The organism is uncultured Rothia sp., from assembly GCF_963555405.1.
Taxonomy (GTDB): domain Bacteria; phylum Actinomycetota; class Actinomycetes; order Actinomycetales; family Micrococcaceae; genus Rothia.
The window spans coordinates 17,597-40,262 of sequence record NZ_CAUVVO010000014.1 but is presented as its reverse complement, the minus strand read 5'-3'; the positions used below and the strand labels follow the sequence as shown (position 1 = coordinate 40,262).

Sequence of the window (22,666 nt, the reverse complement as noted above, 5' to 3'; positions counted from 1 at the left end):
GTTCGAACCAGTGACCTCTTCGGTGTGAACGAAGCGCGCTACCACTGCGCCAATCACGCTTACGGATAAGACTATACCGAGGCTTGGCGTGAAGGTCAAATTTTGCGCTCTCTTTTTTTACTGCCGCCGAGAAGCCACATGTGTTTCGAAAAGCCACCAAAGTGGTGGCTTCTCGAAACACATGTAGCTTTTCGAGGCGGTTCTGGCGGCACCATAGAATCTAAAAGGTTTTCCGACAGACGCAGGCATAAACAAAAAAGCTCCCCAGCCTTTCGACTGGAGAGCTTCTTCCCTAGTGGTGACCGCAGCTGGATGTGACCCGGTGACGAAGGGGCATGATGCCGAGCGCGCGAGGAAATCCATCATGCCCCGCAGTGCCGCGACGTAAGGAGCGGCGCCGTGAGAGGCTCAGGGCGGCACCATAAAGCAAGAGGCAGCTAACAAATAAAGATATAAACAAAAAAGCTCCCCAGTCTTTCGACTGGAGAGCTTCTTTCCTAGTGTGACCCCAACCGGATTTGAACCGGTGTTGCCGCCGTGAGAGGGCGGAGTACTAGGCCGCTATACGATGGGGCCGCAACCTCCATAGTGGAGGTTAGCTGGGATACCAGGACTCGAACCTAGAACAAAGGAACCAGAAACCTTCGTGTTGCCAATTACACCATATCCCATTACTCTATTGAGTTACCGTTCCATTTTTCGCCTTTCGGCTTTTCACCGGAACGAGTAATAACTATACGGGTCTTTCTGGAGGCGTGCAAGCTGAAATCTGGAGAGCCGCCTCACATTCACGGTTTCATGCCCGCTAATCCCGCGGAATTCCGGGGTTTTTGGGGTTAAAAAGTTTTTTAAATTTCTTCAAAAAGAGGGCTTTGGAGTCGATTTTCACCCCTCAAAGCAGCCTCAAGGGGACCTGGAGAGCAGTTTCAACCGCTCCCCCGCATGTTTCGCACCCCAAAATTTTTTGAAGATTTTTTCTTCCCACCCTGCTTCCCCAGCAGCAAGCTCACCAAAGCAGTCACTCCGAAAAAAGATCGCAAGACTCCTACCCGGCACCCTCACCTCCGAAGACTAAAACTCCCACAGACAGAAACTTCTGAAGACAACGAAAAAGCCCCGAGGCGAACCTCGGGGCTTCAGTGGAGCGGTTGACGAGACTTGAACTCGCGACATCCACCTTGGCAAGGTGGTGCTCTACCAACTGAGCTACAACCGCATGTTTCGCTTTGAACTTTTCAGTTCGTCGCAACAACAGGTACTACTATACGAGGCTTTACTGAGGTGCGCAAACCAAATTCTTGCCACACTCCCCCAAATAGAACCAGATTTAACCCATCAAAATATACTGACTAGCAGTTTTGCAAGAAATACCCATCACAAAAAATATTTTAAAATGAACGAAAAATCCCCTTATCTGCCGGGTTTCTTCAGACTTTTCAGTCGTCTGATTCCCGCTGGATAAGGGGATTCTCTAGAGCTTAGTCGCTGCTACCGCCGGAGTCGCCTCCGCCAGAATCGCCGCCACCGGAGTAGTCGGAGCTGCTGTAGCTGCTGTAGTCCGAGCTGCTGGAGCTTCCGGCGTCGAAGTCGCCCGCGTCCGGGTCGGGGCCCGGGTCCACGAAGTCGTCTTCGTCGTCCTCTTCACGCGAAGAGTCCGAAGAGTCGGAAGAATCCACGACAGACGACGAGGTGCTCACATCGCCACCGCGAGCCGCGTTCTGCATGGCGCGTGCCTCCAGGAACGCGGTCACGTAGGCGAGCACCGCACCGGCAATAATGATGATGACCATCCACACGGAGCGGTCCAAACCTGCAATGTAGGCGAACAGCCAGATAATGCAGGCATTGGTGAGCGCCATGAGGGTGCCCTTGAACAGCGCCTTGCCGATGATGGATTGGTTATTCGACCGACTCATGGTTAGCTCAGTTCAGCGGCAAGCTTGCGCAGGCGTGCGAGGGAGGAGTCCTTGCCCAGGATTTCCATGGATTCGAACAGCGGCGGGGAGATACGCTCACCGGACACTGCGATACGCACGGGGCCGAATGCGAGGCGCGGCTTGATTTCCAGGCCGTCGACGATTGCGGCGCGCAGGGCTGCCTCAATGTTGGCTGCGGTGAAGTCCTCGAGGGGCTCCAGAGCTTCGATTGCGGCGGCGAGGACCTGCGGTGCGGATTCCTTGAGCTGCTTGCGGGCATCGTCTGCGGTGCTGATTTCTTCGTCAGCCTTGAAGAGGAATGCGAGCAGGCCGGGTGCTTCGCCGAGCAGCTGCATGCGCTCCTGGACGAGGGGTGCAGCTTCGGTGAGGACCTGCTCTTCACGCTCGGTGAGGGTTTCACCGAGTACGCCTGCAGCCTGCAGGTACGGGATGAGGCGGTCGCGGAAGTCCTTGGGGTCGAGCGCACGGATGTGGTCGCCGTTGATGGACTCTGCCTTCTTCACGTCGAAGCGTGCGGGGTTGGCGACAACGTCGTGTACGTCGAAGTGCTCGACGAGCTCGTCGATGCTGAAGACGTCCTGGTCTGCGGAGAGGGACCAGCCCAGCAGGGACAGGTAGTTCAGCAGGCCTTCCTTGATGAAGCCGGAGTCGCGCAGCAGGAAGAGGTTCGACTCGGGGTCGCGCTTGGAGAGCTTCTTGTTGCCCTGGCCCATGACGTAGGGCAGGTGGCCGAATTCGGGGATGAAGCTGGTCACGCCGGTGTCGATGAGTGCGCGGTAGAGCGCGATCTGACGCGGGGTGGAGGAGAGCAGGTCCTCACCGCGCAGCACGTGGGTGATGCCCATGAGTGCGTCGTCGACGGGGTTCACGAAGGTGTACAGCGGGTCGCCGTTGGAACGCACGACCACGTAGTCGGGTACGGTGCCAGCCTTGAAGGTGATTTCACCGCGAACCAGGTCATTGAAGGTGATGTCCTCATCGGGCATGCGCAGACGCCACACGGGCTTACGACCCTCGGCGCGGTAGGCTTCCTTCTGCTCTTCGGTGAGGTTGCGGTCGTAGTTGTCGTAGCCGAGCTGCGGGTCCTGGCCGGCTGCCTTGCGGCGCTCCTTCACCTCGTCGGGGGTGGAGAAGTCTTCGTACACGTAGCCGCCCTCAACGAGCTTCTGGAAAATCTCGTTGTAGATGCCTGCGGTCTTACGCTCGGACTGGCGGTAGGGTTCGTGGGGGCCGCCGACGCCGACGCCTTCGTCCCAGTTGATGCCGAGCCAGTGCAAGGATTCGAGCACCTGGTTGAACGACTCTTCGGAGTCGCGTGCCGCGTCGGTGTCTTCGATGCGGAAGATCAGCTTGCCGCCGGTGTGGCGTGCGTACGCCCAGTTGAAGAGGGCGGTGCGGACCATGCCCACGTGCGGGGTGCCGGTGGGCGAGGGGCAGAAGCGCACGCGGGTGTCTGCGGGGCTGTTGAGTACGGGACCGTGGTATTCGGTCATGATGTCTCCTTGACGGTGTGTTTCAGGATGTACGTTACGTTGTGGGGCGCGGGCGGTTAGTCGCGCACGCGGGTGACGAGGGAGCCGATGCCTTCGACTTCGACCTCTACTTCGTTGCCGTCGCGCAGTACGCTGATGCCGGCGGGGGTTCCGGTGAGCAGTACGTCGCCGGGCAGCAGGGTGAAGATTTCGGAGGCTGCGGCAACCTGCTCGGCTACGGAGTAGTGCATTTCGGAGGTGTTGCCTTCCTGCACGACGTCGCCGTCAACCCAGGTGGTGATGTTCAGCGAGTCGGTGTCCAGGTCGGTTTCAATCCAGGGGCCGAGCGGGGTGGAGCCGTCGAAGCCCTTCGCGCGGGTCCACTGGCGGTCTTCGAGCAGGTCGCGGGCGGTGAGGTCGTTGGCCACGGTGTAGCCGAAGATGACCTCGTGCACGCGCTCGAGCGGCACGGACTTGGCGATACGACCGATAATGACGGCGAGTTCACCTTCTGCGCTGACGGCTTCGGAGTACTCGGGCAGGGTCACGGGGTCGCCGGGGCCAATGACGGTGGTGTTGGGCTTGAGGAAGAACTGCGGGGAGGCGGGCGCCTCGGTTCCAGCCCAGTTTGCGATCGCTCCAATCACCTTGGAGCGGGGAATAATCGGGGCGAGCAGGCGCACCTGGTCGATGGGGTAGGTGGTGCCGGTCGGTTCAATACCCGAGTAGAAGGGGTCGCCGGCGAGTACGCGCAGGGTTTCTTCGCCTGCGTCGCCTTCTACCAGCCCGAAGTGGAGCTCATTATTTACGGTAAATCGTGCAATACGCATACTTTCTAGGGTACCAGCCTTCGAGGGTGTGGGCGGCGGGGCGGGTTTTGGCAAAGCGAGTCGGGTTCGGCGGGGGTGTGCCTCCCCTCCCCCACAGCATTTACCGGACACAGCGAATCCCCGCGGGTGTGCGTTCCGGGTGGGAGCGCATCCTACGGGGATTTCGCGTGAAAGATTAGATGAGGCGGGTCATCCAGCCGTGGCGGTCCTCAACGGTGCCCAGCTGAATACCGACGAGCTCTTCGCGCAGGCTCTTGGAGATTTCGCCGAAGTGCTCGGTGGGTGCCGGAATCTCGAAGTCTTCTGCCTTGAGCTTGCCGATGGGGGCGACCACTGCTGCGGTGCCGCAGGCGAAGATTTCGGTGATGTCGCCGTTTGCCACGCCTTCACGCCACTCGTTGAGGGTGATTGCGCGCTCTTCGACGGTCATGCCGCGGTCCTTGGCCAGCTGAATCAGCGAGGAGCGGGTCACGCCCTCCAGGATGGTGCCGGTCAGTTCGGGGGTAACAATCTTGTTTTCCTTGCCGAAGATGAAGAACACGTTCATACCGCCGAGCTCTTCGATGGCGTCGCCGCGGTGCGGGTCCTTGAAGATGACCTGCTTGCAGCCGTGCTTCTCGCCCTCGGTCTGCGCGATCATGGATGCTGCGTAGTTACCGCCGCACTTCGCTGCACCGGTGCCGCCTTCGCCTGCGCGGGCGTAGGTGGTGGAGAGCCAGATGTCCACGGGTTCGGGGGTGCCGAAGTAGTTACCTGCGGGCGAGCCAATCACGTGGTACTGCACGTGGCGTGCGGGGCGAACGCCCAGGAACGCCTCGGTTGCGATCATGAAGGGGCGGAAATAGAAGGCTTCACCGTCGCCGGTGGGCACCCACTGCTCGTCCATCTTCACGAGTTCGCGCAGGGATTCGATGAAGGTCTCTTCGGGCAGTTCGGGCAGGGAGAGGCGGCGTGCGGAGTTCGCGAAACGTGCCGCGTTCTTTTCGGGGCGGAAGGTCCACACGGAGCCGTCGGCGTGACGGTAGCCCTTGATGCCTTCGAAGATTTCCTGGCCGTAGTGGAAGACGGATGCTGCGGGGTCGAGGACGAGCGGGCCGTAGGGGCGAACTCGTGCGTCGTACCAGGTGCCGCCGGTCTTGTAGTCGCCTTCCCAGTCGATGGTGACCATGTGGTCGGTGAAGTAGTCACCGAAGCCGGGGTTTGCAAGGATTTCGGCGCGGCGTTCGGCGGTGGCGGGTGACTGGTTTGCTTCGTGGCTGAATTCGATGGCCATCGTTCTGCGTTCCTCTTCGTCTAGTTGCCTCTGTGGGCGTTCTTTGAGTGGCGGTTCTCGCGGCGGGGCGAGGGACCGGTGTGTGCCGCCGGGCGCGTTGTCGTGCGGGGCAGATGGTGCATCTAGCGGTCTGTGCTAGTTGGATGCATCAAAGCTAGTGGTGGATGGTGTCCACCGCCGAGGTGCCGGGCGGGTGTGCCTGACCTGTTTAGAGTACCGGAAAGATGAGTTTGCCGCATGCGCACCTTTTCTCCCATTCAAGATGTGAACAGGTGGGATTCGGCGGGCTTGTTGGAGGTTAGGTATCGGAGATGCCCTCCCCATCTTTTGTAGCTAGGTACGGGTGAAGCCCGGAAGGTGTGTTCCTTCCGGGCTTCACTAGCGTAGTTCACGTTTTAGCCGAGCCAGTTTTAGCCGGGCAAGTATTAACCGAGGCGTGCGAGCACGTCCGCGCCGACCTGATCGGTTCCGCGCACGGTGGCGCCGTTTTCGCGCATGTCTGCTTCGACGGCGTCCTCAATGCGGGCTGCGGCTGCATCGTGGCCGAGGTGGCGCAGCAGCATGGCACCGGCGAGGATTGCGGCGGTGGGGTTTGCCTTGTTCTGGCGGGCGATGTCCGGTGCGGAGCCGTGTACGGGCTCGAACATGGAGGGGAACTCGCCGACGGCGTTGATGTTGCCGCTGGCGGCGTAGCCGATACCGCCGGTGACTGCACCTGCGAGGTCGGTGATGATGTCGCCGAAGAGGTTGTCGGTGACGATCACATCGAAGCGGGCGGGGTCGGTGACCATGAAGATGGTGGTCGCGTCAATGTGCAGGTAGTCGGTCTCAACCTCGGGGAATTCAGCCGCGATTTCGGTGAAGTAGCGGTTGTAGAGGCGACCTGCGTGGGTGAGCACGTTGGTCTTGTGCACGAGGGTGACCTTCTTGCGGCGGGTGGATGCCAGCTCGAAGGCGTAGCGTACCAGGCGCTCCACACCGTGTGCGGTGTTGAGGGAGACTTCGGTGGCGATTTCGTGGGGGGTGCCCTGGCGAATCACGCCGCCGTTGCCGATGTAGGGGCCTTCGGTGCCTTCACGCACAACCACGAAGTCGATGTTGCCGGGGTTGGCGAGCGGGGAGACTGCGCCGGGGTACAGGCGGGAGGGGCGCAGGTTGATGTAGTGGTCGAAGGCGAAGCGCAGTTTCAGGAGCATTTCGCGTTCGATGAGGCCGGAGGGAATCTTGCCGCTGCGCGGGTCTGCGCCGATGGCGCCAAAGAGGATCGCGTCGTGCTGCTTGAGGGCGTCCATGGTGGACTCGGGCAGGGTTTCACCGGTTTCCAGCCAGTGCTCGGCGCCGAGCTTGTAGTGGGTGGGGGTTACGGTGATGTTTTCGAGCTCGCAGGCGCGGGTGAGGATGCGCTGGGCTTCGGTAATGATTTCGGGGCCGATGCCGTCGCCGGGGATGACGGCGAGGTCGATGCTACGTGCTTCAGTCATGCCTCTACCGTAATACGCGCCGCGGGTGGGCGGTAGAGTGTGCGGGCGGGTTCTCAGACTCTGGGCTAGGCAGGGGTGGGCTAGATGGGCACTGCAGATTAAAACAATATTCCCCGGCTGAATATTCAGCCGGGGAATATCGTTTATCTACGAGTTCTCACAGGGTAAGAACTTAGACGCTATTAGGAGCGCTCGCAGAGGTAGACCTTCACGTAACCGGGGTTACGAACGCCGGATGCCTTCGCAGCGTTGTTAGCGGATGCGATGGCACCGCCGGTAACACTGGGAGCAACGTAGGAGCCACCAGCGCCACCTGCGCCTGCCTGAAGCAGTGCGCTAACATTCTGGCGGTAACGAGTGGGCTCTTCGTTACCGTTCCACTTCTGGGAGGTGATGATGGAGGAGAGGCCTCGAGCAGCACCGGAGCCACCGCCACCGTAGCCTGCGCCACCACCTGCGGAGACAACAGTCTGGTAACCGTTGAAGGACTTACGGGTGGAGTCCTCGTCCAGGTTGGTCTTATCGTTGAGGTTAACAGGGTTGGTCGCGTGAACGATTTCCAGCTTGGAGATATCGTTGTTGTCAATCTGGTAGGAGTATGCGAAGACGCCGTCTGCACCCTTACCGTCGAAGCCGGAGCCACCCTTGTCACCAGCGGTAGCGGAGCTGAAGAGCTCCTGCTTGTTCTGGCTCTTGAAGCCCAAAACGCCGTAGACATTACCCAGGGTGGAGTACAGCAGGGGCTGCTCGCCACCTGCACCACCCTGACCGTTACCGCCACCGTGACCACCGGCAACCTTCATAGCGGTGCCATCAGTAGTGTGCGGCTTCAGAACGGTGTAGTGAGAGATGGAGGTCTCAGCGCTGTCACCGACTGCTGCGGATGCGCTTGCACCTGCGGGCAGAACGGACTTAACGTCGGGGTCGCTCAGGCGGGTGGTGGAAGCGTCGACTGCCTTGGGGTTGTAGTACTTACCCGAGGGCATGTTGTTGGTACCGGGCTGGGTACGGATACCCGCACCGCCACCGCCACCTGCAACAGCAACCGGGGTGCCGTTGATGATCAGAGCGGAGGAACCGCCGCCGGAACCACCGTAGAGGTAACGCTTCATGTCGGAAGGCTTGGACCAGTTAGCGTCAACCTGAGCCTTGACGTCAGCGGGAACGGGCTGCTCGTTGACGTCACCACCGTTACCGTAACCCTTACCACCGGTTGCGGGGCGGGTCTGCCACAGTGCGGGGCTGTCGACGCCCCTGACGGACTCCAGGTAAGCCACACCACCGGAAGCTGCGACCAGCTCGATGACCTGGCCTTCCTTGACGGGGATTACACCGGTCACGAGAGCACCGGAACCACCAGCAACCTGGTTGGAACCGCCACCTGCGCCACCAGCAACCTCGAACTTGATCTTGTCGACCTTCGCGGGAACGGTGAACTTGACGGTGTCCTTAGCGCCGGAGGGCTGACCGGAAATGTTGAACTTGGGAGCAGATGCGTAGTCGCACTCAGTGGAAGATGCAAAAGCGGGAACTGCAGCAGATGCTGCGACAACCGGAGCAGCCCATGCTGCGCCAGCGACAACCTTGCGGCGAGAAATGTTAGTAGACATGTATGTCCTTCGAGAGTGATGTCATTTTGAGGAATAAAAGTTATCACCCGCCGTCGTGCGCGGCGAAGAACGTCACCTGATGAGATTCGAGTGAGTGAAGTAGGCTTGTGCCTAACCTCTGGTGATAACGACATAATGCTGTAACCGGTCCCCTGCTTAGGGACTTTCGCGTTTCAGAGCGCTTGGTGTTCGCTCTGCGAGGTCATAGACCATCGGCGTAGATTTCGGGTACAGCCAAAACTATACCCATCAAGGACCTACACCGCAATGGTTCCAAAAATGGTTTGATGAGGGGGTTTCCCTTAAACTCTCCGCCTTGGTTGAAGGTTTTTCAACCAAAATAGGTTACTTAAGGGAGTTATGGGTCTCATAAACCCGAATTCGAACCCCATACAACCCCAAACTCTCAAGCTTTAGTTGAATAAATAATCTATAAAAAAGTAATTAAGGTCACTAAAAATAGCTGTTTTTGGCGTGTCATACTCACTCAAGCACACGCCCCCACACACAAACCCACAAAATATTCCTGCACGTGAGAGCAAAAAAGAGGCTCCCAATCCCACCCCACCACCCCGATACACTGGACACATGCCCCTTAAGCACACCGAACCCCAGCAGAACCCACAGCACAGCACAGAGACAGCCGAATCAGGCTACGCCGTAACGCATACCCGCGGCAGCTCAGAAAACAGCGATCTACCCGCCGACGCAATCAGCGCCTCCAGCCGCGTGCAAAACTACCTCAGAGACAAACGCAGCTGGATGAACTTCATCGTCGTTGCGCACATGCAGTTCTTCTGCTGCGTACTCTCCGCAGCCTTCGTCAACAGCTACGGCTGGATCCCGGTCATCTCCGCGCTCTGCAGCACCACCGCACTCTACTTCCGCTACCGCTTCCCCTACGGCAGCATCTACGTGATCATCGCGGCGCTCTGCCTCACCCTCGTGGAGCCCTTCCCCGACTCACTCGCCATCACCTGCTACCCGCCCGTCAGCCTCGCCGCCTACCATATCGGCAGGCACTGGACCCGCCGCGCCCGCTTCCGCGGCCTCATTCTCGGCTGGGTCGGCGCACTCGCCGTCACCGTGCAGGCCTCGCTCTCGTTCTTCTACCACTGGGACGACATACCCGCCCGCATCTTCATCTCCCTGATGTTGGGCGTGCTCTGCGGATCCATCTTCACCGTCTTCTGGTTCCTCGGCGACTCCCGCCGCATGCGCGAACTGCGCAGCGAAGAGTTCAAAGAACGCGCCCGCCGCCTCGAATACGAGCAGGAACAGGAACGCCGCCTCGCTGCGCAGGACGAACGCACCCGCATCGCCCGTGAAATGCACGATATTGTGGCGCACTCACTCTCCAGCATTATTTCCCAGGCAGACGGGGCACGCTACGCCGCCGCGAGCGCCCGCACCGCACGCGCCCAGCAGGCTCAGCAGGCTCAGCAGGTTGAGCAGTCGGGTCAGGCTCAGCAGCAGAGCGAACCGGATATTGCCGAGCAGACCCTCGAACTCATCGCAGACACGGCACGCGACTCCCTCACCCAGATGCGTTCCCTCCTCGGGCTACTCCGCACGGACGAGGCAACCGCCTACGCACCCGTGCCCACCCTCAACGATGTGCCCGCCCTCGTGGAGCAGAGCCGCCGCGCCGGGCTACCCGTCACCTTCACCGGAATCACCAGCACCATGGCGCGCACCCTACCGCAGGGTGCCGAGCTGGCGGCGTACCGCACCGTGCAGGAGGCGCTCACCAACGCGCTCAAGCACTCCCCCGGCGCGGCAACCACCGTCACTATTCACTGGGGTAAGGACGGCCTGCAGTTGCGGGTTCAGAACGACCCGGTTTCCTCTACCGCGGCTCAGCACATTGCCCGCCCGGTACCCGGTAGCGGCAACGGTCTGCGCGGCATGAGCGAGCGCATCGCCCTCTACCACGGCACCCTCACCTACGGTCTGCAACCTGACGGCGGCTGGCTCGTTGAGGCGGCGCTGCCCTACCGCGACCTCTAATACCCGTGCCCTCTACTACCTCGTGATCTAGGATTGAAACTATGTACTCTTCTGCACCACAGACTTCTGCACCACAGACCACCCAGCCGATCCGCGTGATGCTCGTTGACGACCAGCGCCTAGTGCGCGGCGGCTTGAGCATGCTCGTCAACTCCCAGCCAGACCTGCAGGTCGTCATGGAAGCTGATGACGGCCTGGCGGCGATTGACGTTTTTGACCGCATGGTCTCTGAGGGGCAGGCGCCGCAGGTCATCCTCATGGATGTGCGCATGCCGCACTGCGACGGCCTGGAGGCGGCGCGCCGTATTCTGGAGCGTGACGGCGAGCGTGAAGTTTCCGAGGATGAGCGGGTGCGCATTATTATGCTCACGACCTTCGATATTGATGAGTACGTGTATTCGGCGGTGCGTGCGGGTGCGAGCGGTTTCTTGTTGAAGGACACCCCGCCGGAGCAGCTGCTGGAGGCGATTCGTACGGTGCACCGCGGCGATGCGGTGATTGCGCCGTCTGCGACTCGCCGCCTGTTGGAGCAGATGATTCCGGTGTTGGACTCCCCCGCTCCTGCTACTCCTGCCGCTGAGTCTGTTCCTGCTATTCCCCCGGCTGCTGGTTCTGAGCTTCCTAAGGCGACGTTTATTCCGGCTGAGCATGCAAGCTTTGAGCCTGTGCAGGATTATCCGCATCGTGAGTTGATTGAGCAGTTGTCGCCGCGTGAGTTTGAGGTGCTGGGTTTGATTGCGCGCGGCTTGTCGAATGCGGAGATTACGCGGGAACTGGTGCTTTCGGAGGCGACCGTGAAGACGCATGTGTCGCATGTGTTGGCGAAGTTGGGTGCGCGTGATCGTGTGCAGGCGGTCATTATGGCGTATGAGGCGGGTATCGCCCACTAGCGCTCCCTTATATAAGGGCACAGCAGACTAGAGGACACAGTGTAGCCCCGGCGGGCGCCTCCTTTTCGAGGCGCCCGCCGGGGCTCTTTAGTTAAGTAGTTTCTTGTATCTCGTTGATGATTCGCTCAAAGTCGCTCATCAGCTCAGGCAACTTATTCCGGGCGACGTCCCATAAGACAGCAAAATCAACGCTCACATAGCTATGAGAAATGATGTTACGAATAGCAATGAGGTACTGCCATTCAGCCCGTTCATACCGTTCATAATCTTCTGGGTATTTTGAACGAATTCTATTGAGGGTTTCGCCAATAATCTGAAAGCGCATGCAGAGCGCGTCCTGGACTACCCCGTTTGAATCGTCTATCAGGTCTTCATATCGCTCGGGCGTAAAAGCGTAGATACGCTGAGCTGACTCAAGAATCAGAGAGAAGTCGTCAAGCGAGCTTTTCATAGCGGTAGCTCCACCATGTCTGGTTCTGCCTCCGCATAGATGCGGGGGCGCAACCGGGTGACCATATCAACGCTACGGCCGGTCAGCTGTTCAATGCGGTGCTGAGCATCGACCATCTGCATGAACTCGTCAAAAGGGGCCGCCCCCGGCATCTGCACCAAAAAATCCAGGTCGCTGGTTTCGGTCAGCTCACCGCGGGCGGCGCTGCCGAAGAGTCGGGCACGGCGCACACCAGCGTCACGGAGGATCTGAAGAACCTCCGCTTCATGGGGTAGCGTGTACCTGCGACGCAGATTGGGGTGGCTAGTGCTCATACACCCATCATACGCGCAAAGCCAGGCTACAGGTCAGCTCCAAGAGTCTGAGAGCACGCCAAACTAGAGGACACAGTGAAGCCCCGGCGGGCGCCTTCCTAATCGAGGCACCCTCCGGGGCTTTCTCACGCCGAGTATCCGGGTTCGCCAGGTACTGTGACTATGCCAGGTACAGCGGGTTAGCCGCGCATACCCTCAACCGGGGACATGCGAGCCGAACGAGCCGCAGGCAGAGCCGAAGCGAGCATCGCGGCGAGCACACCCACAATGAGGATGACCACGTACCAGATGTACGGCAGGTCAAGCACGAGCTGGGCGGAAGCACTCATGGAAGACATAATAATCTGCGCAGAGAGGCTACCAATCACCGCGCCAGAAACCATACCGAGTACCACTGCGGCGAGCGTAATCAGAATCGCCTCAATGGAAATCATGCGGCGCAGCTGCTTGCGGGACAGGCCCAGCGAGCGGAGCATCGCGTTCTCGCGGCGGCGTTCGTTGACCGACAGGGTCATCGTGTTCGCCACACCAATGATGGAGATAACCACTGCGAGCATGAGCATCACCAGAGTGAAGGTCAGCATGACGGTCAGCAGCTGGTCGTAGGTCTGACGTTCCTGCAGACCACCGGTGAAGGAGCTGTCCGGGCTGGCTCGGTTCAGGTCAGCCTGCAGGGTCGCGTTCTCGCTACTGGTCAGCGGGGAGGCGGCGCGCACCAGAACGACGGTGTCGTTACCGGTTGCCTGGCTGGTGACGGTCAGACGTGCTGCCTTCGTCTGAGCTTCCTGGTCACCGCTGGCGATTGCTTCTTCCATGCGCTTCTGAGCTTCCTCAGCGGCGGGGTTGGCAACCTTCTGCGGGTTCTTGGCGTCCTGCAGCTTGGCGGCGGTGGCAGGGTTGACGATCAGCAGGTTCTGCTTGGTTGCGGACTTGACGGGTTTGAGTTCCACTTCGCCGAGCGGGCCGTGTGCCTTCAGACGACTGGACTCATTCAGCCCAGCGGACTTCCAGAGGCCCTGCGGTACGAGCACGGTGTCATCGGCAAGGTTCGAGTTTTCGCCCGGCAGGATTGCCTTCAGATCGGAGGAGCTCAGCGCCACCAGGTCGGAATTCTGGTTGGCGGTCTGTCCCTCGTACTCGACGGTGTAGTCAACCACACCGGCTGCGTAACCGACGGCGGATGCCTGAACGTTCTTAATACCCTTGACCTTGGAGGCGATCCCTTCCGCCTTGGTCACGGTGGAGGCAGCCTCAGACTGGTCAAACGAGCTGTACTTCGCCTGCGCAGAAATCGGGTACTGCTGATCCAGGGCCTTGGTCAGCGAGGCGCTCAGCACCGAGTAACCGGTCAGCACAGTCGACACGACCAGGGTACCCACCAGCACGGCACGACCGGTGGAGACGGTGCGCTTGGGCGAACGCAGTGCGTTGGCGAGCGCCAGCTTGCCGGTCTGGGTGCGGGTGACCTTACCGAGGGCACGTACCAGCGGGGGCAGTACCAGCGGGGTGAGGAGGAAGACCGCAATACCGAGTAGCAGCGCGGCCCCCATCATGAGGGCAATGGCCTTATTGCCGGCGCCCTCGCCGGAACCCTGGTTCTGAGCCAGCATAGCCAGGCCGATACCTGCGGCACCGAAGACCAGACCCAGGATCGGGCCGACCTTGCCGGGCTTGCGCACCTCAAGGTTGGTGTGCTCGCTCATCGCGCTGATAGGCGAGATGCGCAGGGCGGTTCGTGCCGGGGAGAGCGCCGCCAGCACCGTCACGAGGGTGCAGATCAGGGTACTGATAATCACCGGGGTGATTGAGTACGAAATCATGATGGTGGTCAGGTTCGCACCAACCAGCGCGCCAACCGGGTAGGTCAGCAGTGCGCCGATGAGGGAGAACACCACGCCGACAGTAATCGACTCGATGAGCAGCATCCGTACGAGGGAGCCGCCGCGAGCACCGAGGGTGCGCAGCAGAGCCAGCTCGCGGATGCGCTGGCCGACCAGCACCGCGAAGGTGTTGGAGATGACGAACGAGGAAACCAGCAGAGCCAGTGCTGCGAAGGCGCCCAGGACCACGCTAATGGAGGTGAAGACCGTGGAGATGGTCTTCTGGTAGTCTTCCAGCAGCTTCTGACCGGTCATCACGCGCGGGTCGTTCTTGCTGTCGCCGCTGCTGAGGGTATCCTGCAGGCTCTTGAGCTTGGCGTCGGTTACGCCATCCTTGAACTTGAGGTAGATGAGGTTCGCGCCAGCCATGTTTCGGTAACCGGCGGCGGAAGTCTTGTTTTCGGTTTCGGCTGCTTTCAGCGTAGCTTCGCCGAGGCTGGTACCACCAATGAAGACAGCCTGATTGGTGGTGGAGCCTTCAAAGCCGGGGTCGAACAGGCCGACGACGGTGTATTCGGCGGTCTTGTCAGTACCGGGGGCGCTGACGGATTCCACAACGTCGGTGCTGGTGACCTTGCCGTTCAGCGAGAGGTTATGCTTCTTCGCGAAGTAGGTAGAGACCATGATTTCACGATCATTGCTGGGGATTTTACCCTGCACCTTGTACGGGAAGAGGCTCGAATCGGCGGGCAGCTGGTTGTACTGCACGCGGGTTTTCTGGTCGCCGGTGCCGATCGCACCCGTGACAGCGTACTGCACCCAGTAGCCGGAGAGCAGGTCGCTCTTTTCTACTTTCTGAATCTGGTCACGAGTCAGGTAGATAGAGGTGCTGTCTTGACCCTCGCTGGTCGTAGCGGCGGAGGCGACGACCGCCTCAGCGCGGGAGAGCACGTCGCCAACAGAGGAGTTGACGGTCGCCTGCAGCGAGTTGGTGAGCATCATAATGGCTGCGATAAAGAAGGAGGAAATCGCGATGCCTATGCCCGTGAGGACGTATTTTCCTTTGGAGGCGCGCAGGTTGGAGCGCGCCACCGTGTTCAGTGTGGTTGCCACGGCTTATCGACCTTCCAGCTGTGCCATTGCGCCGAGGACGGCGTCGTAGGTGGGTTCGATCATTTCGCCGGCGACCATGCCGTCCTTGATGAAAACCACGCGATCTGCGTAGGAGGCGGCGTTTGCGTCGTGGGTGACCATGAGGATGGTCTGTGCGTGGTCGGTTGCGGCGGCACGCAGCAGGCGCAGCACCTCGGCACCGGAGTTGGAGTCGAGGTTACCGGTGGGTTCGTCAGCGAAGACCACTTCGGGGCGTGCGAGCAGTGCACGCACGATGGCGACGCGCTGCTGCTGACCGCCGGAGAGCTGTTCGGGGCGGTGGTTGAGGCGGGTTTCCAGGCCGAGGGTCTTGACCAGGTAGTCGCGCCACTGCGGGTCGGGCTTCTTACCGGCAAGGCCCAGGGGCAGGTCAATGTTCTGGCCTGCGGTGAGGGTGGGCACCAGGTTGAACGCCTGGAAGATGAAGCCGATGTGTTCGCGGCGGAATTCGGTGAGGGCGTTGTCCTTCAGACCGAAGAGCTCCACACCGCCAATACGAATCGAGGTGGCGGGGTTCGGGTCGGGGGTGTCCAGGGTTGCGATGGTCTGCATCAGCGTAGACTTACCCGAGCCGGAGGGGCCCATAATCGCGGTGAACTTACCCTGCTCAAAGTCGACGGAGACGTTATTGAGGGCGTGGACGGTGGCTTCACCGATGCCGTAGGTTTTGGAAAGGTTTCGTGCGGAGACGGCGGTCTGTGCCGTCTGGGCGTGATGAGTTGTCGTAGTCATAGTTCAATTATTTCACGCAATGTGGCGCTGACTACGGTGTTTTTATCATCCTCCAGGTTGATTTTGGCAGGTGTTCACCGGGTCTTGACCTACGAGTGCAGGGTTCCTGGCTGATTCCACGGGATGAGATGCGTCTGAGGCGGGCTGGGCGGGGTACCGACCTCATCCTTAAGTATGAGTGGCGACTCAGCCGGTACATCTACCCCGCGCCCATACCTCTATATAGTGCATGCGAAAAGCCCCCGACTCCTCCCCCATGCGGGGTCAGGATGCCAGGGGCTTTCTCACGCTATTCGCTATGCCAGAAGCAGCTGATATGCCTTGGGTGCCTCGTAGCGGGGGAACACCGGTGCGGGTGCGGGCAATTCGGTGCCGGGCACGAGCGCGGTGCCGAGGGCTGCGAACTGGCGTGCGTCACCTTCGGGTACGCCGAGCAGGGTCAGCAGCTTGGCGGTTGCGTCGGGCATGACGGGCTGCAACAGCAGGGCGACCTGGCGTACGACCTCAAGGGTTACGTACAGCACGGTGTTCATGCGGTCGAGTTCGCCGTTCTTGCGCAGGGTCCAGGGTTCCTGTTCTGCGAAGTAGGCGTTGGTGTCTGCGAGGACGGTCCAGATGCGGTCGAGTGCACGGTGGAATGCCTGCTCGTCGAAGTCTGCACGGACGGGCTCGTAGAGGGCAGCCGCCTCGTCGAGGATCTTGCGGTCGGCCTCGGTGAATTCACCGTGGGTGGGGACGGCGCCACCGCAGTTCTTGGCGACCATGGACAGCGAACGCTGGGCGAGGTTACCGAGGTTGTTTGCCAGGTCGGAGTTAATGCGGTTGATGATGGACTCTTCGGAGTAGGAGCCGTCCTGACCGAAGGAGACCTCGCGCATGAGGAAGAAGCGCACCGCGTCGAGGCCGAATGCGTCGACGAGGTTTGCGGGGTCGACGACGTTACCGACGGACTTGGACATCTTTTCGCCGTTGACGAGCAGGAAGCCGTGGCCGAAGACGCGCTTGGGCAGTTCGATTCCGGCGGACCACAGGAATGCGGGCCAGTAGATGGAGTGGAATCGGGTGATGTCCTTGCCGATGAGGTGCAGGTCGGCGGGCCAGTACTTGGTGAACAGTTCGTTGTCGGTGTCGGGGTAACCGAGGCCGGTCAGGTAGTTGGTGAGGGCGTCCACCCACACGTACATGACGTGCTTGTCGTTGCCGGGTACGGGCACACCCCAGTCGAAGGTGGTGCGCGAGATGGACAGGTCATTGAGGCCGCCCTTGACAAAGGAGATGAGTTCGTTGCGGCGGGATTCGGGGTAGACGTAGCCCTCGTTGGCGTAGAGCTCGAGGAGCTTGTCGCCGTACTTGGAGAGGCGGAAGAAGTAGGATTCTTCTTCGGTCCATTCGACTTCGGTGCCGGTTGCGATGGCGTAGCGCTGGCCGTCGCGGACTTCGGTTTCGTCTTCGGCGTAGTATGCTTCGTCACGGACGGAGTACCAGCCGGCGTACTTGTCGAGGTAGATGTCGCCGTTTTCTTCCATGCGCTTCCAGATTGCCTGGGATGCGATGTAGTGGTCGGGGTCGGTGGTGCGGATGAAGCGGTCGTAGCTGATGTTCAGGGCGTCGTTCATTGCCTTGAAGCGTGCGGAGTTCTCGTCGGCGAGTTCCTTGGCGGTTTTGCCGAGTTTTTCGGCGGTGGTCTGCATCTTCTGGCCGTGCTCGTCGGTGCCGGTCATGAAGCGCACGTCGAAGCCGTCGAGGCGCTTGAAGCGGGCTAGCACGTCGGCGGCGATGGTTTCGTAGGCGTGGCCGATGTGCGGGTTGCCATTGGGGTAGGAGATGGCGGTGGTGATGTAGAACGGAGTTGCAGTCATAACTTTCAGTTTACCGCAGTATTAGGCGAGGCTCTCACCGGGGTTACACTCTGATACGCGGCAAGCATCCAACCACCAGGTAGTAGGCTGCCACGCCGCATGTTTCCTCCGCGCCTACGCAGGGGCACCCGTCACCCGGACGCTCCGCCCCTCCTTGCTTCGCTGCGGAGAGCGTCCGTGTGACACCCTGAGGGCGCTTCCGGAAAACACGGCGCACCAGCCCAAGCACCCAGCCACCACGCAACACACCAAACCGCGACAGCCCCACACGCAAAACACCCAGCCACCAAGCAACACGCCAAACCGCGACAGCCCTCCCCACCCAGTTCGCTAGGCACGGGGCGCACACAAAACCCCGCGCATCTACCGCAACCCCGGCGGGACCGCAGCGTACCCCGAATACCGATACGCGCAGAGGTGCATATATCCTCTGCCGCGACATCAGGGTGTCCGAGCTCTGCGAGGACGGGTCCCCTGCAGGAGCAAAGAGGATAATATGCACCTCGCACTACAAACCCGCATTATTCGGGGAACGCAAAAATCCCGCGATTCCGAAGAATCAGCGGGATTTTCTTTGAAGTGCGCCCCCTGGGACTCGAACCCAGAACCCATTGATTAAGAGTCAATTGCTCTGCCAATTGAGCTAGAGGCGCTTATTTTGTTTTTGCGGGTTTCCCCTGCAACAAGTAAATACTATACGGCATTTTGTGAGTGCCTGCAACTCGAGTAAGCATGAACTACATCACATATTTGACGGGTACTGCTGTTCAGCCTGAAACAGCAAGAATCCGGCGCCCCGCCCCTCCCCTATAGCGGGGTGTGGGTGGTGCGCCGGATTTTAGAAAGCTATTGCTGAGCTACCGCTTAGCGAGCGACGGAACCTTCGGTGTAGTCGTCGTTAGCGGTGTTCCAGGAGAACAGCTCGCGCAGCTTGCGGCCGGTTGCCTCGATGGGGTGTGCCTCGCCCTTTGCGCGCAGTTCCTTGAACTCGGGTGCGCCTGCTGCCTGGTCTTCCATGAAGCGCTTTGCGAAGTTGCCGTTCTGGATGTCTGCCAGGACAGCCTTCATGTTTTCCTTGACCTCGGGGGAGATCACGCGGGGGCCGGAGACGTAGTCGCCGTACTCTGCGGTGTCGGAGATGGACCAACGCTGCTTAGCGATGCCGCCTTCAATCATCAGGTCGACGATGAGCTTGAGCTCGTGCAGGACCTCGAAGTATGCGATTTCGGGCTGGTAGCCTGCTTCGGTGAGGACCTCGAAGCCGTACTGGACGAGCTGGGAGGTGGAGCCGCAGAGGACTGCCTGCTCGCCGAACAGGTCGGACTCGGTCTCTTCGGTGAAGGTGGTCTTGATGACGCCTGCGCGGGTTGCGCCGAGGCCCTTTGCGTAGGACAGTGCCAGTGCGAGTGCTTCGCCGGATGCGTCCTTCTCAACTGCGACCAGGGCGGGAACGCCGCGGCCTGCTTCGTATTCGCGGCGGACGGTGTGGCCGGGGCCCTTGGGGGCGACCATTGCCACGTCGACACCCTCGGGTGCGGTGATGTAGCCGAAGCGGATGTTGAAGCCGTGTGCGAAGAACAGTGCGTTGCCGGGCTTGAGGTTCGGCTCGATGCTCTCTGCGTAGACCTTTGCCTGGACCTGGTCCGGGGTCAGGATCATGATGACGTCTGCTTCTGCTGCTGCTTCTGCAACGGTTGCGACGCGCAGGCCTTCTGCCTCAGCCTTGGCACGGGACTTGGAGCCCTCGGACAGACCGACGATGACCTTCACGCCGGAGTCACGCAGGTTCAGTGCGTGTGCGTGACCCTGGGAGCCGTAACCGATAACTGCTACGGTGCGGCCCTGGATCAGGGAGAGGTCTGCGTCGTCGTTGTAGAAAATGGTTGCTGCCATTTCTTCTCCTCAGTAAGTTTGATATGCGGCCCAGGCTGGGCTCAACATTCACTATTCTACTTGATAGCTGTTTAGTTGCGGGCTGTCGAGATTACTTCTCAGCATCTGAAGTATCCGGAAGGTCTGTGAGCCCATAGGGGCGGGTATCGCATCGCTACCGGTTTTCCCGGTTGTAGCGGTGCGATACCCGACGCTATTTCCCGCTGGTGCGGGGTTGGTGTGGCACCCTGGTGGGTGTTAGATGCGCTCGCTCATGGCGCGGGGGCCACGTGCCAGGCCGATGGTGCCTGCGCGGACGATTTCGCGAACGCCGTAGGGTTCGAGAACGTCCAGCAGTGCATTGAGCTTCTCCTGGGAGCCGGTTGCCTCGATGACAAGGGACTCGGGGGAAACGTCGATCACGGATGCGCGGAACAGGTCGGCTGCCTGAACGATCTGCAGGCGGACTACGGGGTCTGCCTTGACCTTGATCAGGATGTGGTCGCGCTGGGTGGAGGAGTCGGCGGGAAGCTCGACGACCTTCAGCACGTGAACGAGCTTGTTCAGCTGCTTGGTGATCTGCTCGATGGTGTGGGCGTCACCTTCGGTTACGACGGTGATGCGGGAGACACCGGGGTTTTCGGTGGGACCCACAGCCAGGGAGAGGATGTTGAACAGTCGGCGGGAGAACAGACCGGAGACGCGGGTGAGAACGCCCGGCTTATCTTCTACCAGAACGGACAGAGTGTGCTGAGACATTAGTTCTCTCCCTCACGATCGAACTCGGGCGAAGTGTTCTTCGCAATCCAAATCTTGTCATTAGATACGCCTGCCGGGACCATGGGCCAGACCAGTGCGTGGGGGCTGACGGTGAAGTCAATGACGACGGGGCGGTCGTTGATTTCGAGGGCAGCCTTGATGGTTGCGTCCACGTCTTCGTCGCGTTCGCAGCGGAAGGTTGCGCAGCCGTATGCTTCGCCGAGCTTGACGAAGTCGGGGATGCGTACGGTGCCGTGGCCGTCCTTCAGGTCGGTGTTGGAGTAGCGCTCGTTGTAGAACAGAGTCTGCCACTGGCGCACCATACCGAGGGAGGAGTTGTTGATGATGGCAACCTTGACGGGGATGTTGTTCTGTGCGCAGGTGACCAGTTCCTGGTTGGTCATCTGGAAGCAGCCGTCACCGTCGATAATCCACACGGTGGAGTCGGGGTGTGCGACCTTTGCACCCATGCCGGCGGGAACGCCGTAGCCCATGGTGCCGAGACCTGCGGAGCTGATGAAGTGGCGGGGACTTTCCTGCTGGATGTAGTGTGCACCCCACATCTGGTGCTGGCCAACGCCGGTGACGTAGTATGCGTCGGGGCCGGTGAGGGCGCTGATGCGCTCGAGAACGTACTCGGGGGAGCCGAGGCCGTCGTTGGGCTTTTCGTAGCCGAGCGGGTAGTCCTTGCGGATGACGTTGAGCTCGTTCCACCATTCGGTGAGGTTCGGCAACTGCTGTGCGAACTCGGTGGAGAGCAGGTCGGTCAGCTCGGGCAGAACGTACTTGAGGTCGCCGACGATCGGCACGTCTGCGAAGCGGATCTTCGAGATTTCTGCCGGGTCAACGTCGATGTGGATGACCTTAGCCTCGGGTGCGAAGGAGTCGAGCTTACCGGTGACGCGGTCGTCGAAGCGTGCGCCGAGGGTGATGAGCAGGTCAGACTTCTGCATTGCGGCGACGGCGGGGACGGTGCCGTGCATGCCGGGCATGCCGAGGTTCTGGGGGTCGGAGTCGGGGAACGCACCGATTGCGTTCAGGGTGGTGACGACGGGTGCGCCGATGAGCTTAGCCAGCTTGTGGAACTCTTCGGAGGCACCGGAGCGTACCAGGCCACCGCCGACGTAGAAGACGGGGCGCTTGGACTCGGTAATGAACTTTGCAGCTTCGTGAATCTGCTTGGAGTGGCCGCGGGTAACGGGGGTGTAGCCGCGCAGCTCCAGGTCTTCGGGGATGCCACGGTATTCCATCATGCCGACCTGCGCATCCTTGGTGACGTCCACGAGCACGGGGCCGGGGCGGCCGGTGGATGCAATGTGGAATGCTGCAGCCAGTGCGCGGGGGATGTCCTGCGCGTCGGTAATCATGAAGGAGTGCTTGGAGATGGGCATTGCCATGCCGACGATGTCAGCTTCCTGGAATGCGTCGGAGCCGAGCAGCGCGGTGGACACCTGGCCGGTGATTGCGACGAGGGGGATGGAGTCCATGTTCGCGTCAGCGATTGCGGTCAGCAGGTTGGTTGCGCCGGGGCCGGAGGTTGCGATGCACACGCCGGTCTTACCGCTGGACACTGCGTAGCCCTGAGCTGCGTGGCCTGCGCCCTGCTCGTGGCGGACCAGGATGTGGCGGACCTTCTTGGAGTCGTACAGGGGGTCATAGGTCGGCAGAATGGCTCCACCAGGCAGGCCGAATACGTCAGTCACACCCAGGTCTTCGAGGGTGCGGACGATTGCCTGAGAACCGGTCATGCGTTCTGCGGGAGCGTTTGCCGCGTCATCAGAAGTGGAAAATCCCATAGTCATGGAAATGCCTCGTGTCTTAATGGTTCTTCGTTGTACTCAATGTTCTGCGTGGGGTTTGTGTGATCCTCACGCATCCTATGCCCGGGGGTACCAAGCTATAAAAAATGCCCCTCGCTGTTGGTGGTAGCGGTAGGGGCGCTCAGTCGCAGTGAATAGACCCTGCCACTCGCCCTAGGCGACGTCGACAAGGTTTAGAATTCGCTGGAACATTGCTGTCTTCACCCTTCTATGGTGCGCCCCGAGAGGGGGTGAGTCAAATCTCTGTCGGGCAACACACCCGTTTTTGTTCATAAAGGCGCAGGTCGAATACTTTCTTTCATGATGTGGACACCTTGTGCGCGTGCGTGCACTCTTGGGCGCTCTTTTGAACAGGTGAGAAAAACTCGCATTTTTGGACGTCAT

Annotated in this window: 16 protein-coding genes and 4 tRNA genes; 2 read left to right on the top strand and 18 right to left on the bottom strand. The window is 60.4% G+C overall.

What is annotated here, in order from left to right:
* Positions 1-503: 503 nt before the first annotated feature.
* The 9 genes from RWL87_RS08295 to RWL87_RS08255 all read right to left on the bottom strand — a co-directional run bounded on the left by RWL87_RS08295 (position 504) and on the right by RWL87_RS08255 (position 8,603).
* Positions 504-576: transfer RNA gene (locus RWL87_RS08295), tRNA-Glu, on the bottom strand.
* Positions 577-599: 23 nt separating this feature from the next.
* Positions 600-671, bottom strand: a tRNA-Gln gene (locus RWL87_RS08290).
* A gap of 469 nt (positions 672-1,140) precedes the next feature.
* A tRNA-Gly gene (locus RWL87_RS08285) sits at positions 1,141-1,216 on the bottom strand.
* A gap of 262 nt (positions 1,217-1,478) precedes the next feature.
* Positions 1,479-1,916 (bottom strand): hypothetical protein, encoded by a 438-nt coding sequence (locus tag RWL87_RS08280; protein ID WP_313969556.1) that lies wholly within the window; start codon positions 1,914-1,916, stop codon positions 1,479-1,481.
* 2 nt (positions 1,917-1,918) lie between these two features.
* Complete coding sequence (gltX, locus tag RWL87_RS08275) at positions 1,919-3,430, bottom strand: glutamate--tRNA ligase (RefSeq protein WP_313969555.1); 1,512 nt, start codon at positions 3,428-3,430, stop codon at positions 1,919-1,921.
* A gap of 56 nt (positions 3,431-3,486) precedes the next feature.
* On the bottom strand, positions 3,487-4,239 hold the full coding sequence (locus RWL87_RS08270) for a fumarylacetoacetate hydrolase family protein (protein WP_005507404.1): 753 nt from the start codon (positions 4,237-4,239) through the stop codon (positions 3,487-3,489).
* Between the two features lie 175 nt (positions 4,240-4,414).
* Entirely contained in the window at positions 4,415-5,512 is a 1,098-nt protein-coding gene (locus RWL87_RS08265; protein WP_005507403.1) for a branched-chain amino acid aminotransferase, read from the bottom strand.
* 425 nt (positions 5,513-5,937) lie between these two features.
* Positions 5,938-6,993, bottom strand: a complete 1,056-nt coding sequence (locus RWL87_RS08260) for a 3-isopropylmalate dehydrogenase (RefSeq protein ID WP_313969554.1) — start codon at positions 6,991-6,993, stop codon at positions 5,938-5,940.
* A 182-nt stretch (positions 6,994-7,175) separates the two neighbouring features.
* Positions 7,176-8,603, bottom strand: coding sequence for a hypothetical protein (locus RWL87_RS08255; protein WP_005507401.1), 1,428 nt, complete (start codon positions 8,601-8,603; stop codon positions 7,176-7,178).
* 762 nt (positions 8,604-9,365) lie between these two features.
* On the opposite strand from RWL87_RS08255, the gene RWL87_RS08250 reads away from it, so the two are divergent.
* Both RWL87_RS08250 and RWL87_RS08245 read left to right on the top strand, forming a co-directional pair.
* Positions 9,366-10,613 carry a histidine kinase gene (locus tag RWL87_RS08250; protein WP_313969553.1) on the top strand — a complete coding sequence of 416 codons (1,248 nt, stop codon included), beginning with the start codon at positions 9,366-9,368 and terminating at the stop codon, positions 10,611-10,613.
* 41 nt (positions 10,614-10,654) lie between these two features.
* Positions 10,655-11,503 carry a response regulator transcription factor gene (locus tag RWL87_RS08245; protein WP_313969552.1) on the top strand — a complete coding sequence of 283 codons (849 nt, stop codon included), beginning with the start codon at positions 10,655-10,657 and terminating at the stop codon, positions 11,501-11,503.
* A 91-nt stretch (positions 11,504-11,594) separates the two neighbouring features.
* Here the strand turns inward: RWL87_RS08245 and RWL87_RS08240 are convergent, their stop codons facing one another.
* The 9 genes from RWL87_RS08240 to RWL87_RS08200 form a co-directional block, all read right to left on the bottom strand.
* Positions 11,595-11,954 carry a HepT-like ribonuclease domain-containing protein gene (locus tag RWL87_RS08240; RefSeq protein WP_313969551.1) on the bottom strand — a complete coding sequence of 120 codons (360 nt, stop codon included), beginning with the start codon at positions 11,952-11,954 and terminating at the stop codon, positions 11,595-11,597.
* A complete protein-coding gene (locus tag RWL87_RS08235) occupies positions 11,951-12,268 on the bottom strand; it encodes a nucleotidyltransferase family protein (protein ID WP_044141495.1) in 318 nt (105 codons plus the stop codon). Before RWL87_RS08235 ends, RWL87_RS08240 begins: the two co-directional genes overlap by 4 nt.
* 179 nt (positions 12,269-12,447) lie before the next feature.
* Positions 12,448-15,201, bottom strand: a complete 2,754-nt coding sequence (locus RWL87_RS08230) for an ABC transporter permease (RefSeq protein ID WP_313969550.1) — start codon at positions 15,199-15,201, stop codon at positions 12,448-12,450.
* Between the two features lie 3 nt (positions 15,202-15,204).
* Positions 15,205-15,972, bottom strand: coding sequence for an ABC transporter ATP-binding protein (locus tag RWL87_RS08225; protein ID WP_313969549.1), 768 nt, complete (start codon positions 15,970-15,972; stop codon positions 15,205-15,207).
* A 296-nt stretch (positions 15,973-16,268) separates the two neighbouring features.
* The gene (gene metG / locus RWL87_RS08220; RefSeq protein ID WP_313969548.1) at positions 16,269-17,831 is read right to left on the bottom strand and encodes a methionine--tRNA ligase; all 1,563 of its coding nucleotides are present in this window, start codon (positions 17,829-17,831) and stop codon (positions 16,269-16,271) included.
* 580 nt (positions 17,832-18,411) lie between these two features.
* Positions 18,412-18,484, bottom strand: a tRNA-Lys gene (locus tag RWL87_RS08215).
* A gap of 211 nt (positions 18,485-18,695) precedes the next feature.
* Positions 18,696-19,724 (bottom strand): ketol-acid reductoisomerase, encoded by a 1,029-nt coding sequence (gene ilvC, locus RWL87_RS08210; protein WP_070831299.1) that lies wholly within the window; start codon positions 19,722-19,724, stop codon positions 18,696-18,698.
* Positions 19,725-19,961: 237 nt separating this feature from the next.
* On the bottom strand, positions 19,962-20,462 hold the full coding sequence (gene ilvN / locus RWL87_RS08205) for an acetolactate synthase small subunit (RefSeq protein ID WP_070593899.1): 501 nt from the start codon (positions 20,460-20,462) through the stop codon (positions 19,962-19,964).
* The gene (locus tag RWL87_RS08200; protein ID WP_313969547.1) at positions 20,462-22,264 is read right to left on the bottom strand and encodes an acetolactate synthase large subunit; all 1,803 of its coding nucleotides are present in this window, start codon (positions 22,262-22,264) and stop codon (positions 20,462-20,464) included. The genes ilvN and RWL87_RS08200 overlap by 1 nt, the downstream gene beginning before the upstream one ends.
* Positions 22,265-22,666 lie beyond the last annotated feature (402 nt).